Below are 13,032 nucleotides of genomic sequence, written 5' to 3' on the forward strand. Positions count from 1 at the left end.
ATTCGCCTTGGCGGCGGCATCGACCGGACCTGAGCAAAGCCCCTCGCCAGACAGGCGTGGGGCTTTTTTTTTTTGCCTGGCGATCAGGCGTTGGGGGACGCCAAGTCACGATCTGATGCAGGGCGTTTTTGAAAATGCATCAATTCGATCCGGATGGGTGAAATTGTTCGCGTTTTTCGCGATTCCGCTGGCGGATTGAGTGACAATTTGATCGATTGTCAGCCCGGCTGGCAAATGCGGGTCAGGCAAGTAGGGGTGCGCAGACACCTTGGGGGGCATGACTGACGTGGTTCTCATCCATTGATTCATGACCTGTGAGGGTTGATATGTCTTTCCGTGATTTGCGCATTGGTTACAAGCTGGGCTCGGCCTTCTTGCTTTTGGTGCTGTCAACCTTGCTGCTGGGGGGCGTGGCGCTGACCCAGTTGTCGCGGATCAACGCCAACACCCAGGACATTGCGAGCAACTGGCTCCCCTGCGTGAAGATCCTGGGCGAGATGCGCGTCTCGCTGAACCGGCTGCGTCGGGCCGAGGGCCGCATGGCGTCGGCGAGCTCGCCGCATGACCTGGAGCTCCAAACCAAGGCAGCAGCGGACATGAAGGCGTTGTTCCTGAAGCAGGAAGGCACCTACGCCCCCTTGGTGACCCCCGGTCGTGAGACCGAACTCTTCAACCAGTACAAGGCCCAGCGCGACGCTTTTTTTGCCAGCCAGGTGCGTCTGCTGAACTTCGCCAACTCGGGCAACATGGCTGCCACCCTCCAGTACTACGAAGGGGAGTCTGAGGCCACCTTCCTGGCCGTGGTGGACGCCATTGAAAAGCTGGCTCAGCTCAATGAACAGGGGGCGGAAGCTGCCAGCGTCAACGCCCAGTCGGCCTTCACGGGGTCGCGCCTGTTGCTGATCGGCGTGCTGGTCTTCATTGTGGTCAGTGCCTCGGCACTGGGTTGGATCATCACCCGGATGATCAAGGCCCCGCTGGCCGAAGCCGTTCGGTTGGCGCGTGACATCGCGGCGGGCAACCTGTCCCAGCCGGTCAATGCACACAGCCGCGACGAGGTGGGTGAACTGCTGCAATCGCTCGAGGACATGCGCCTCAGTCTGGCCCAGGTGGTGGCCGGGGTGCGGCAGAACGCCGACGGGGTGGCCACCGCCAGCGCCGAAATCGCCCAGGGCAACAACGACCTGTCGGCGCGCACCGAGCAGCAGGCCTCGGCCCTCGAAGAAACCGCCGCCTCGATGGAGGAGCTGGGTTCCACCGTGCGCCAGAACGCCGACAACGCGCGCGCGGCCAACCAGCTGGCGCTCAACGCGTCCAATGTGGCGGCCCAGGGCGGCGAGGTGGTGGCCGAGGTGGTCAGCACCATGAAGGGCATCAACGAGAGCTCGCGCAAGATCGCCGACATCATCGGCGTCATCGACGGCATCGCCTTCCAGACCAACATCCTGGCCTTGAATGCCGCGGTGGAAGCGGCCCGCGCCGGCGAACAAGGCCGTGGCTTTGCCGTGGTGGCCAGCGAGGTGCGCAGCCTGGCCGGGCGCAGCGCCGAGGCCGCACGCGAGATCAAGAGCCTGATCGGCGCCAGCGTGGAGCGCGTCGAGGTCGGCACGGCCCTGGTCGACCGGGCCGGCAACACCATGACCGAGGTGGTCAGTGCGATCCGCCGTGTGACCGACATCATGGGCGAGATCAGCGCCGCCAGTGCCGAGCAAAGTGCAGGGGTTTCGCAGGTCAGCGAGGCGGTGACCCAAATGGACCAGGCCACGCAACAGAACGCGGCCCTGGTCGAGCAGTCGGCCGCGGCCGCGGGGGCGTTGACCAACCAGGCCCAGGAACTGGTGCGTGCGGTGGCGGTGTTCCGATTGGCGTCGGAGGGCTTGCTCAAACCGGCGCTGCGCTCGGTCGCCGCACCGATGCCCAGCCCGGTGGCCGCTGCCGCACCGGCGCTGGCCAGCCGAGCCGCCCCGGCGGTGGGCCAGGCCAAGCGCCCCAGCGCCACTGCTACTGCCAGTTTGAGCGGTCCCTCGGCCTCAGCTCCGTCGCCCGCGCCGTCCCCCGGTGTGGCGGCGAGCAAGCCAGCGGCCACCTCGGAAAGCGCCTGGGAAAGCTTCTGAAGTCTCGGGCCGTCCTGGGGCGAGCCCTGAGGCGGTGAAGCCAGCGCGCGACGCGCTCAAGCCGCTTTGAAGGGGCTGTGTGCGCGCAGGTCCGCCAGGTAGTGCTGCACGCCTTCGCCCTCGCGCTCCAGAAACCGTTGCACCGCCTCGGCGAACGCCGGGTGCGCCAGCCAGTGGGCGCTGTGGGTGTTCACCGGCATCAGGGCGCGCGCCATCTTGTGTTCCCCCTGGGCGCCGCCTTCAAAGCGGTCAAAGCCATGGGCCATGCACCAGGCCAGCGGCTGGTAGTAGCAGGCCTCGAAGTGCAGGCAATCCACGCGCTCAAGCGCGCCCCAGTAGCGGCCATAGGCGGTGCGCTGGGTGGGCCCGTCAGGCGGTGTGAATTCTTGCAGGGCAATCAGGCTGCTGGCGATCGCCTGGCCTGCCCGCTCCGCCACGAACAGCAGCCATGACTCGCTTTGCTGCTCGGCCTGCGCACGGAAGAACGCCCGGGTCAGGTAAGGCGGGTTGCCGTGTTCGAGGTAGGTGCGTTCATAGCAACGGTAGAAGAAATCCCAGTCTGCCTCGGTGATGTCGGCGCCCCGGGACCAGCGAAACTGCACACCGGCTTGTTCGACTTTGCGGCGCTCCTGCCGGATTTTCTTGCGCTTCTCCTGGTTGAGGTGCATGAGAAAGTCGTCAAAGTCACGGTAGTGCTGGTTCTCCCAGTGGAACTGCACCGTGTGGCGCGCCATGAGCTTCAGCGCCTCGCAGGTCGCCAAGTCCTCCTGGCTGCCGAACAGCAGGTGCAAGGAGGACAGCTGCAACTGCTCGCAGTGCCGGAGCACGGCGTTGAGCAGGGCCTGGCGGGCGGGCGCATCCACGGCCAGCAGCCGCGTGCCGGGCACCGGGGTGAAGGGCACGGCCAGAACGGCCTTGGGGTAGTAGGGCACACCGTGCTGTTCGTAGGCCCGGGCCCAGGCCCAGTCGAACACGTATTCACCGTAGGAGTGGTTCTTGATGTAGAGCACGCAAGCGGCCTGCAGCACCTCGCCGCGCCACACGCTGATGAGTTGCGGCAACCAGCCCGTGGTGGGCTCGGCGCTGCCGCTGTCCTCGAGTGCGCGCAGGTAGGCGTGGCGCATGAACGGCGTGGGGTGCGCTTGGGCGGCCAGCAAACCGTCCCAGAGGGACTCCGGCAGTGCGGCCAGCGAGTCCTGTACCCGGATGAGATAATCGTCGCGGCTCATGCGCTGGATCCTGCCAGCCAGAGGCCCCCGGGGACCCAGCCCCCGGCACGACCTTGGTGTTTTGACCCGGCTCTCACCGCAATTTCTGTTCTCATGACTCTCCAAATCTGCGTCGTTCAGCTCAATTTTGTCGTGGGCGACATGCCTGGCAATGCTCGCAAGATCATCGATGCAGCGCAAACCGCCCACGCCCAGGGCGCGCGCCTGGTGCTGACCCCCGAGTTGTCCATTTGCGGCTATGCCGCAGAGGACCTGTACCTGCGCCCGGCCTTCATGGCGGCGTGTGATGATGCCGTGAAACAGGTGGCAGACGCGTTGGCGGGGTTAAAAGACCTGTGCGTGGTGGTCGGGCACCCCTTGGGGGACCACGAGCGGGCGCGTTCGGTCTCGGTGTCGCGCCGCTTCAACGCCGCCAGCGTGCTCAGCGAAGGGCGCGTGCTGGCCACCTACCGCAAGCGCGAGTTGCCGAACTACCAGGTGTTCGATGAGCGCCGCTACTTCACGCCGGGCGATCGGCCCTGTGTCTTCGAGGTCCAGGGCGTGCGCGTCGGCCTGCTGGTGTGTGAGGATGCGTGGTTTGACGCTCCGGCCCGCAGCAGCCGCGAAGCGGGTGCCGAGTTGCTGGCCGTGATCAATGCCTCGCCGTTCCATGTGGGCAAGTCGCAGGAGCGCCTGGAGCGCATGGCCAGCTGTGCCCGCGCCGTGGGCTTGCCCCTGGTCTATGCCCACCTGGTCGGCGGCCAGGACGAGGTGGTGTTCGACGGCGCCTCGTTTGCTTTGCAGGCCGATGGCAGCTTGGCGGCCCGGTGCCCCAGCTTCCGGGAGGCCGTGTCCCTGATGGCTTTGCAGGGGACGGGTTCGCAGCGTGTGTTCGAGGTGCAGCCGGCGTCGTCGCTGGTGGCGCCGTCGCCGATGGCCGAACTGTGGGACGCGCTGGTCACCGGCGTGCGTGACTACGTCGGCAAGAATGGTTTCCCGGGCGTGTTGCTGGGCTTGTCGGGGGGCATTGACTCCGCGCTGGTGCTGGCCATCGCGGTGGATGCGCTGGGCGCAGCCAAGGTGCGCACCGTGATGATGCCTTCGCCCTACACCGCGGACATTTCATGGATCGATGCCCGTGACATGGCGCAGCGCCTGGGCGTGCGGTACGACGAGATTTCCATCGTGCCGGAGTTCGAGGCCTTCAAGGCCTCACTGGCCAGCGACTTTGCCGGACTGGCCGAAGACACCACCGAAGAGAACCTGCAGGCCCGCATCCGTGGCACCTTGCTGATGGCCTTGTCCAACAAGTTTGGTGCCATCGTGCTGACGACCGGCAACAAGAGCGAAATGGCCACCGGCTACTGCACGCTGTACGGCGACATGGCTGGGGGTTTTGCGGTCATCAAGGACGTGGCCAAGACCGTGGTGTTTGAGCTGGCCCGCTGGCGCAACGCCCATGACCCTTACGGCACCGGGGCGTCGCCCATCCCCGAGCGCATCATCACGCGCCCGCCGAGCGCTGAGCTGCGGCCCGACCAGAAGGACCAGGACAGCCTGCCGCCCTATGAGGTACTGGACGCCATCATTGAGCGCTACATGGAAAACGACGAGCCGATCGACAGCCTGGTGGCGGCCGGCTTTGCGCGGGCCGATGTGGAGCGCGTGACCCGCCTGATCAAGATCAACGAGTACAAGCGGCGCCAATCTCCGGTGGGGATTCGTGTCACCCACCGCAGTTTCGGCAAAGATTGGCGTTACCCTATCACCAGCCGATTCCGGGCTTGAGCGCGCAGGCCTCAGCCCAGTCCAGATTCACGAAAAGGAGCATTCAATCCATGAAACAGATCACCGCCATCATCAAGCCGTTCAAGTTGGAAGAGGTCCGCGAGGCCCTGGCCGAGTGCGGCGTGACCGGCTTGACCGTCACCGAGGTCAAGGGTTTTGGTCGTCAAAAGGGCCACACCGAGCTCTACCGTGGTGCCGAGTACGTGGTCGACTTCCTGCCCAAGGTGAAGATTGAAGTGGTGGTCAAGGGCGACGACGTGGACCGCTGCGTGGACGCGATCGTTCGCGTGGCCCGCACCGGCAAGATCGGCGACGGCAAGATTTTCATCACCGCCGTCGAGCGCGTGGTGCGCATCCGCACTGGCGAGCAGGACGAATCCGCCGTCTGAGTGCAGTCCGGGCTGTGGCCCGGGGTGGCCCCCAGCACGTGGCGCGCCTCCGTGGGCGGCCACGTTTTTTTTCGCCTGGCGCGGCGGCGAGCCCCCGGCTGCTAAAAGGGGCGGGGGCCTGGGGCCTGGTTACAGCTGGCTGCTCAGCAGCGGGCTTTGGTGGCTCAGGCCCGCGTTCTGGACCAACTGCGGCAGCAGGGTGTGGGCGTCGGGGCCGCTGTGGATGAGGGACATCTGCCAGTCGCTCATGAAGCCACTGGCGACACTGGTGTCGAGAAAATCAAGCAGCTGGGTGTAGTAGCCGTTGAGGTTCAGCAGGCCAATGGGCTTGTTGTGGTAGCCCAGTTGTCGCCAGGTCCAGACCTCAAACAGCTCCTCCAGGGTGCCAATGCCGCCCGGGATGGCCAGGAAAGCATCGGCCCGCTCGGCCATCATGGCTTTGCGCTGGTGCATGTTGTCCACGATGTGGAGTTCGTCGCAGGCCTTGTTGGCGAATTCGCGCTCGACCAAGGCGGTCGGAATCACCCCGACCACCCGCCCGCCCGCGGCCTGCGTGGCCTGCGCCACCAGGCCCATGAGGCCGTTGTTGCCGCCCCCATAGACCAGTTGGCCACCATGCTGCCCGATCCAGTGCCCCACCGCTGTGGCGCAGGCGGCAAAGTCGGGGTCCACACCGGGGCGGGAGCCGCAGTAAACGGCCAGGGAGAAAGCGGGTCGCGTCATGGTGAAAATCGATTCCAGAGGGCACTGGCCCAGGTGAAGAGGGCCAGCAAAAGGCTGAGGAGGACGGCGGCACTGCCCAGGTCCTTGGCGCGCTTGGACAGGGCATGCCACTCGGGGCTGATGCGGTCAATCGCCACCTCGATGCCGGTGTTGAGCAACTCGACCACCATCACCAGCAGCACCACACCCACCAGCAGGGCGCGCTCGACCCAGCTTTGGCCGAGCCACAGGGCCAGGGGCAGCAGCAGCACGGCGGCCAGGGCTTCCTGGCGGAAGGCGGGCTCGTGCCAACCGGTCTGGAGCCCAGCGAGCGAGTGTTGGAACGCGTGCCACAGGCGGCTCAGCCCGCGCCGCTTGGGCGGCAAAGCCCGACTGAGCGGCTCGGCTGGGGTGGGCGCTGGATCGGTGGCCATGGGGCAGGGTGGCCGAAGGGCGCGGTGGCGTCGGGCTCGAAGGCGCTGCGGTCAGCGGCTGAGCGGTGTCGAGTGAATCAGGCGGGTGCCGGCCCAGGCGTCATGCCAGAACTGGCCTTCGGGGTGGAAGCGGCTCAAGAGCGCCCAAACCGCCACCCAGCCGGTGACGATGACCGCGATTTCGCCACCGCTGAGGTTGAACGGTGCCACCGCACCCAGTGGCGGGATCAACCAGAGCCAGCTCAGCACATAGCGGCCCAAGGCGCGTGCCTGGCTGATGGCCCGCCCCTGGCGGTCGACCACGCGGATGTTCCAGGTCTTCATGGCCAGGGTTTGGCCCTTGGCCCAAAACCAGGTGAAGTAGATGCCAAAAATCACGAACAGAAAGGCCTGCAGCGCATGCCGGTTGTCGAGGGCGTGGCGGGTTTGGCTCAGGGTGCTGAACAGGTAGCCCGAGATGAAGACCACCCCGAACATCAGCATGCCTTCGTACATCCAGCAAGCCATGCGCCGCTTCAGGGCAGGGGCCGGCAGGGGGGGCGCAGAAGGCGGGGTCGCGGGAGAGGAAGGGTTGCCTGTGGCGGCCATCGGTCTGAGGTCAGAGAGCCCCGCTCATTGGCTGCGGGAGGATGTGGTGGTGGTGCTCCGGCTGGTCACCTGCGATTGGGGCAGCAAGGTGTGCATGTCCACATGATGCGGCCCGGTCTGGATTTTGCCCGATTGGCGGCTGTCTGTTTTGGGCGGTGGCAGCTGGGTCAATTTTTGGGGTGCCACCGGTTTGACGGGCACAGCGGCACCCACGGGGTGCGGCATGGCCTGGCTGGCGAGTTTCTGCCGTTCTTCGTCACTGAGGGCCTGGTAGGCCTCCCATTGGGCTTTTTTGTTGTCGGGGGCCAATTGCTTGGTCTGACCGAAATTCAGCCGCGCTTGGATGCGCTCTTGCACGGTCAAGGTGACCCATTCAGTCATGCGGCTGTGCAGCTTCTCTTTCTCATCGTCCGACAGGCTGCGGTAGTTGTGCGACAACGCAATCCATTTGCGCTTGTGGGCTTCACTGAGCTGATCCCACAGGTCTGACAGAGGCTCGAGGGCTTCCTGTTGGCGGCGGGTCAGCTCGTTCCACAGGGGCTTGCTGACCGTCGTGACAGGTTTCGGGGTGGCCACCTTGGCCGCCGGCTTGCTGGCCGTGGGGGTGACCGAAGGGGGCGTCGCCGTGGCGGGGGGGGGCAGGCTGGCGGTGGCGCCCAAGGGTGGGTGGCTCAGCTCGGCGGCTTGGTTGTCTTCCGTGCTGGCGGTGGCGCCGCCTTGTGCCAGTGCAACAGGCACGGCCGTGGCCCAAAACACCCAGGTGACCAAGCGGCTGGCAAGGCTCGGGCGATGGCTGGGGGTTGGAGTTGGGGTTGGCCGGGTGTCCAGGGGCATGAAGGGCAGTGTCAACGGGCTTCGGTGGCTTGGGTTTTCAGAAACTGAACAAAGCCAGGGTCTGAGTAGGCCTGCGGCGGCAGGTCGTCGGTCAGCAGTGCTGCATCCACTTCGGCAATTTCATTGACGCGATCATCGTCCAGGACGGCCTGGATGACAAACAAGCCGGCCACCAGGGCCAGCAAGGGGAGGGCCGAGGCCAGTCGACCCCAGAGGCTGAAATGGTCGCCCCCGCCAAATTGCAATGCGGCGGTGCCGCCACCTTGGTGTACCACGGCCGGCGCGGTGCGCACGGCAGCGACCACCTTGCGTTTGGCCAGCGCCTGCATGCGCGCCGCGCGCAGTCGCTCGGAGACCTCGTAGGGCAGGTCTTGTGTGCCAGCATCGAGGCGGGCCGCGATGCGGGCGCCCAGCACGTCTTCAGCAGTCATCATGGAAGGGGGGTGTTGCAGCGATGTCTTCATGGTTGTAATCCCTTTGCCTTCAATGCCCGCGCCAGAGCCTGAACGGCTCTGGAGCAGTGTGTCTTCACGCTCCCTTCGGAGCAACCCATGGCGGCCGCGGTCTCGGCCACGTCCATTTCCTCCCAGTAACGCATGAGGAAGGCTTCCCGTTGACGTGCTGGCAGGTCTTGGATCTCGCTTTCGATTGCACGCAAGACTTGGGCCCGGCGTGTGGTGTCTTCGGCGCTTTCCGTCTGCTCAGAGGGGTCGGCCCCCCTAAAAGTTTCCAGTAAATCAAAGTCGCCTTCGTCACCAGCGCCATCAAAGTCGCTCAAACTGGAGAAAAGGGCGTTTCGGGTCTTCTGACGGCGGAACCAGTCCAGGGTGCAATTGGACAGAATGCGCTGGAACAACATCGGCAATTCGCCTGCGGGCTTGTCGCCGTAGTGTTCAGCCAGCTTCATCATGCTGTCTTGGACGATGTCGAGCGCGGCCTCTTCGTTGCGGACGTGGTAGAGCGAGCGCTTGAAGGCGCGCTTCTCCACGTTCTTCAGAAAATCCGATAGTTCTTGTTCGGTGGCCAAGTGGGCTCTGGCATGACAACCATGCGGTGTACGGTGGGGCGGGGCGTTTGATGCGTCCCGTTTGGCGCGGATTATGGCACCGCGAACCCTAAATTTTGCTGCGTTGCATGATTTCCGTGCAACGGATGCGATAATGCGCAAGCAAATTAACGGCAAACGGGTCACCGTCCGGCGCAAGAATCAGTGCGCTCATGGCTGTGGTCCTAAGTCCCGACGCGGCTCCACAAGAGTTCGGGAAGGGGCACCCAAGGTTTTTCGTCAGAGAAATTCACAAAGGTTGATCATGGAAGTTTCAAAGGCCGAACTGGCCTCTGCCGCCGCAGCGGCTTCGCCCTCGCAAGAGCTGATGGGCTCCGAAATCCTCATCAAGGGTCTGCAAGCCGAAGGTGTCAAGTACATCTGGGGCTACCCCGGTGGTGCGGTTCTTTACATCTACGACGCGCTCTACAAGCAAGACACGATCCAGCACGTGCTGGTGCGCCATGAGCAGGCGGCCGTGCATGCGGCCGACGGCTACGCCCGCGCCACGGGCGATGTCGGTGTGGCGCTGGTGACCTCGGGTCCGGGCCTGACCAATGCCGTGACCGGCATTGCCACCGCCTACATGGACAGCATCCCGATGGTGATCATCAGTGGTCAGGTGCCCACGGCAGCCATCGGCCTCGATGCGTTCCAGGAGTGCGACACCGTGGGCATCACGCGTCCCATCGTCAAGCACAACTTCCTGGTCAAGGACCCGCGTGATCTGGCCATGACGATCAAGAAGGCCTTCCACATTGCCCGCAGCGGTCGCCCCGGCCCCGTGGTGGTGGATGTGCCCAAGGACGTCTCTTTCAAGAAGATTCCCTACACCGGCTACCCCGAGTCGGTCGAAATGCGCTCCTACAACCCGGTGCGCAAGGGTCACGGCGGTCAGATCCGCAAGGCCCTGCAGTTGCTGTTGACGGCCAAGCGCCCCTACATCTACACCGGCGGTGGTGTCTTGCTGGGCAACGCCACGCAAGAACTGCGCACCCTGGTCGAGTTGCTGGGCTACCCCGTGACCAACACCCTGATGGGCTTGGGGGCGTACCCGGCGTCGGACCGCAAGTTCCTGGGCATGCTGGGCATGCACGGCACGGTCGAAGCCAACAACGCGATGCAGAACTGCGACGTGCTGCTGGCTGTTGGGGCCCGTTTCGATGACCGCGTGATTGGCAACCCCAAGCACTTCGCCCAGAACGAACGCAAGATCATCCACATCGACATCGATCCGTCGAGCATCTCCAAGCGCGTCAAGGTCGACATCCCCATCGTGGGCGATGTCAAGGACGTGCTCGGCGAGCTGATCAGCATGATCCGCGAAAGCAGCCAGCGTCCTGACGCGTCGGCGTTGGGCGCCTGGTGGGACACCATTGAAGGCTGGCGCAAGCGCGATTGCCTCAAGTACGACCACGGCAACGGCGAAGTCATCAAGCCCCAGTATGTGGTCGAGACGCTGTGGAACATGACCCGCGACGCCGACACCTACATCACCTCCGATGTGGGGCAGCACCAGATGTGGGCGGCTCAGTACTACCGCTTTGATGAACCGCGCCGCTGGATCAACTCCGGTGGTCTGGGTACCATGGGGGTGGGCATTCCCTACGCCATGGGCATCAAGCTGGCCAAGCCCGACAGCGAAGTGTTCTGCATCACCGGCGAAGGCTCGGTGCAGATGAACATCCAGGAACTGTCCACCTGCCTGCAGTACAACACGCCGATCAAGATCTGCGCGTTGAACAACCGCTACCTCGGCATGGTGCGTCAGTGGCAGGAGATCGAGTACTCGGGCCGCTACAGCCACAGCTACATGGATGCGCTGCCCAACTTCGTCAAGCTGGCCGAGGCCTATGGCCACGTGGGCATGCTGATCGAGCGTCCGCAAGACGTGGAACCCGCCCTGCGCGAGGCCCGCAAGCTCAAGGACCGCACGGTGTTCATGGACTTCCGCACTGACCCCACCGAGAACGTGTTCCCGATGGTGCAGGCCGGCAAGGGCATCACCGAAATGCTGCTGGGGTCGGAAGACCTCTGACACGCGAGGTCGCTGCCCGCGTCGGGTGGCGAACCTTCTTTTTCTGACGAATCTATTGCCCGCCAAGCCTGGCCATTACCGTGGTCAGGGGAGGGCGGCGAAAAGAGGAATCCCTTATGAAGCACATCATTGCTGTCCTGCTCGAAAACGAGGCAGGCGCCCTGTCTCGCGTGGTGGGTCTGTTCTCGGCCCGCGGCTACAACATCGAATCGCTGACGGTGGCCCCCACCGAAGACCCCAGCCTGTCGCGCATGACCATCCAGACCACCGGTTCGGATGACGTCATCGAGCAGATCACCAAGCACCTGAACCGCCTGATTGAAGTGGTCAAGGTGGTTGACCTCACCGAAGGTGCCTACACTGAACGCGAACTGATGATGGTCAAGGTGCGCGCGGTGGGCAAGGAGCGTGAGGAAATGAAGCGCATGGCGGACATCTTCCGCGGTCGCATCATCGACGTCACCGAGAAGAGCTACACCATCGAGCTGACCGGCGACCAGTCCAAGAACGACGCCTTCCTGCAGGCCATCGACCGCAGCGCCATTCTGGAGACGGTTCGCACCGGCGCCAGCGGCATCGGCCGGGGTGAGAGAATACTGCGCGTTTGAGTTTCCGTTCGGACGCGTTTGGACGGGCTCAACGCGTACCGATCTTTGCCATGGCGATTGTTCCAAGCGTTCGCCCTGAGCCTGTCATTGGGCGTTATCGCCAAACCTAATTTCACTGGAGAGCAGCATGAAAGTTTTTTACGACAAGGATTGTGATCTGAGCCTGATCAAGGGCAAGACGGTTGCCATCATCGGTTACGGTTCGCAAGGCCACGCCCACGCTCAAAACCTGAACGACAGCGGCGTGAAGGTCGTGGTCGGTCTGCGCAAGGGTGGCGCTTCGTGGGACAAGGTCGGCAAGGCCGGTCTGACCGTGATGGAAGTCAACGACGCCGTCAAGGCCGCCGACGTGGTCATGATCCTGTTGCCCGACGAGCAAATCGCCGAGGTCTACACCAACAACGTGGCCCCGAACATCAAGCAAGGCGCTTCGCTGGCTTTCGCTCACGGCTTCAACGTGCACTACAACCAAGTCGTGCCGCGCGCTGATCTGGACGTCTGGATGGTGGCCCCGAAGGCCCCGGGCCACACCGTGCGCTCGACCTACGCCCAAGGCGGCGGCGTGCCCCACCTGGTGGCTGTGCACCAAGACAAGAGCGGCAAGGCCCGTGACCTGGCCCTGTCCTACGCCATGGCCAACGGTGGCGGCAAGGCCGGCATCATCGAGACCAACTTCAAGGAAGAAACCGAAACCGACCTGTTCGGCGAGCAAGCCGTGCTGTGCGGTGGCGCTGTCGAACTGATCAAGATGGGTTACGAAACCCTGGTCGAAGCCGGCTACGCCCCTGAAATGGCCTACTTCGAGTGCCTGCACGAACTCAAGCTGATCGTCGACCTGATCTATGAAGGCGGTATCGCCAACATGAACTACTCGATCTCGAACAACGCCGAGTTCGGTGAGTACGTGACCGGTCCGGAAGTCATCAACGAGCAGTCGCGCGCTGCCATGCGCAACGCCCTGAAGCGCATCCAGAACGGTGACTACGCCAAGATGTTCATCCAGGAAGGCCGTCTGAACTACCCGAGCATGACCGCTCGCCGCCGCAACACCGCTGACCACTCGATCGAGCAAGTCGGTGGCCAACTGCGCGCCATGATGCCTTGGATTGCCAAGAACAAGCTGGTTGACCAAACCCGCAACTGATGTCGAGAACGGCCCGTGCCGTTCCCCATCGCGAAAGGGCCACCCACGGGTGGCCCTTTTCTTTGTGGGGTGGGGCAGCGCGTGGCTTAAACTCCCACGCTTGGGCTGCACGCCCTTGTGTTGCGTTGCGCTTGGTTTTA

13 protein-coding genes are annotated in these 13,032 nt (G+C 64.1%); 6 read left to right on the plus strand and 7 right to left on the minus strand.

The genetic code is table 11. The features are described 5' to 3' along the window. Nucleotides 1–326 precede the first annotated feature (326 nt). Complete coding sequence (locus tag PSQ40_RS05880; protein WP_273949624.1) at nucleotides 327–2,114, plus strand: methyl-accepting chemotaxis protein; 1,788 nt, start codon at nucleotides 327–329, stop codon at nucleotides 2,112–2,114. A gap of 56 nt (nucleotides 2,115–2,170) precedes the next feature. Here PSQ40_RS05880 and PSQ40_RS05885 read toward each other — a convergent pair whose 3' ends face one another. Further along, nucleotides 2,171–3,343 carry a GNAT family N-acetyltransferase gene (locus PSQ40_RS05885; protein ID WP_273949626.1) on the minus strand — a complete coding sequence of 391 codons (1,173 nt, stop codon included), beginning with the start codon at nucleotides 3,341–3,343 and terminating at the stop codon, nucleotides 2,171–2,173. Nucleotides 3,344–3,436: 93 nt separating this feature from the next. Between PSQ40_RS05885 and PSQ40_RS05890 the strand changes: the two genes are divergently transcribed. Beyond that, entirely contained in the window at nucleotides 3,437–5,110 is a 1,674-nt protein-coding gene (locus tag PSQ40_RS05890; protein ID WP_273949628.1) for an NAD+ synthase, read from the plus strand. A gap of 50 nt (nucleotides 5,111–5,160) precedes the next feature. Next, nucleotides 5,161–5,499 carry a P-II family nitrogen regulator gene (locus PSQ40_RS05895; protein WP_273926073.1) on the plus strand — a complete coding sequence of 113 codons (339 nt, stop codon included), beginning with the start codon at nucleotides 5,161–5,163 and terminating at the stop codon, nucleotides 5,497–5,499. A 129-nt stretch (nucleotides 5,500–5,628) separates the two neighbouring features. Here PSQ40_RS05895 and PSQ40_RS05900 read toward each other — a convergent pair whose 3' ends face one another. The 6 genes from PSQ40_RS05900 to PSQ40_RS05925 form a co-directional block, all read right to left on the minus strand. Beyond that, nucleotides 5,629–6,222, minus strand: coding sequence for an LOG family protein (locus tag PSQ40_RS05900; protein WP_273949629.1), 594 nt, complete (start codon nucleotides 6,220–6,222; stop codon nucleotides 5,629–5,631). Continuing rightward, nucleotides 6,219–6,635 carry a diacylglycerol kinase gene (locus PSQ40_RS05905; protein WP_273949631.1) on the minus strand — a complete coding sequence of 139 codons (417 nt, stop codon included), beginning with the start codon at nucleotides 6,633–6,635 and terminating at the stop codon, nucleotides 6,219–6,221. Before PSQ40_RS05905 ends, PSQ40_RS05900 begins: the two co-directional genes overlap by 4 nt. Nucleotides 6,636–6,686: 51 nt before the next feature. Beyond that, nucleotides 6,687–7,223: an RDD family protein gene (locus tag PSQ40_RS05910; RefSeq protein ID WP_273949632.1), complete on the minus strand. Its 537-nt coding sequence runs from the start codon at nucleotides 7,221–7,223 to the stop codon at nucleotides 6,687–6,689. Between the two features lie 24 nt (nucleotides 7,224–7,247). After that, a complete protein-coding gene (locus PSQ40_RS05915) occupies nucleotides 7,248–7,961 on the minus strand; it encodes a DUF3106 domain-containing protein (protein ID WP_273949634.1) in 714 nt (237 codons plus the stop codon). Nucleotides 7,962–8,068: 107 nt separating this feature from the next. Then, nucleotides 8,069–8,488, minus strand: a complete 420-nt coding sequence (locus tag PSQ40_RS05920; protein WP_273949929.1) for a DUF3619 family protein — start codon at nucleotides 8,486–8,488, stop codon at nucleotides 8,069–8,071. 29 nt (nucleotides 8,489–8,517) lie between these two features. Further along, nucleotides 8,518–9,084, minus strand: coding sequence for an RNA polymerase sigma factor (locus tag PSQ40_RS05925; RefSeq protein WP_273949636.1), 567 nt, complete (start codon nucleotides 9,082–9,084; stop codon nucleotides 8,518–8,520). Nucleotides 9,085–9,367: 283 nt separating this feature from the next. Between PSQ40_RS05925 and PSQ40_RS05930 the strand changes: the two genes are divergently transcribed. The 3 genes from PSQ40_RS05930 (at nucleotide 9,368) to ilvC (ending at nucleotide 12,892) form a co-directional block, all read left to right on the plus strand. Further along, nucleotides 9,368–11,140 carry an acetolactate synthase 3 catalytic subunit gene (locus PSQ40_RS05930; RefSeq protein ID WP_273949638.1) on the plus strand — a complete coding sequence of 591 codons (1,773 nt, stop codon included), beginning with the start codon at nucleotides 9,368–9,370 and terminating at the stop codon, nucleotides 11,138–11,140. 116 nt (nucleotides 11,141–11,256) lie between these two features. Next, entirely contained in the window at nucleotides 11,257–11,748 is a 492-nt protein-coding gene (gene ilvN, locus PSQ40_RS05935; protein WP_273926081.1) for an acetolactate synthase small subunit, read from the plus strand. Nucleotides 11,749–11,875: 127 nt separating this feature from the next. Next, complete coding sequence (ilvC, locus tag PSQ40_RS05940) at nucleotides 11,876–12,892, plus strand: ketol-acid reductoisomerase (RefSeq protein WP_273949640.1); 1,017 nt, start codon at nucleotides 11,876–11,878, stop codon at nucleotides 12,890–12,892. The last annotated feature ends 140 nt before the right edge of the window (nucleotides 12,893–13,032 follow it).

The organism is Curvibacter cyanobacteriorum (assembly GCF_028649475.1).
Classification (GTDB): Bacteria; Pseudomonadota; Gammaproteobacteria; order Burkholderiales; family Burkholderiaceae_C; genus Curvibacter; species Curvibacter cyanobacteriorum.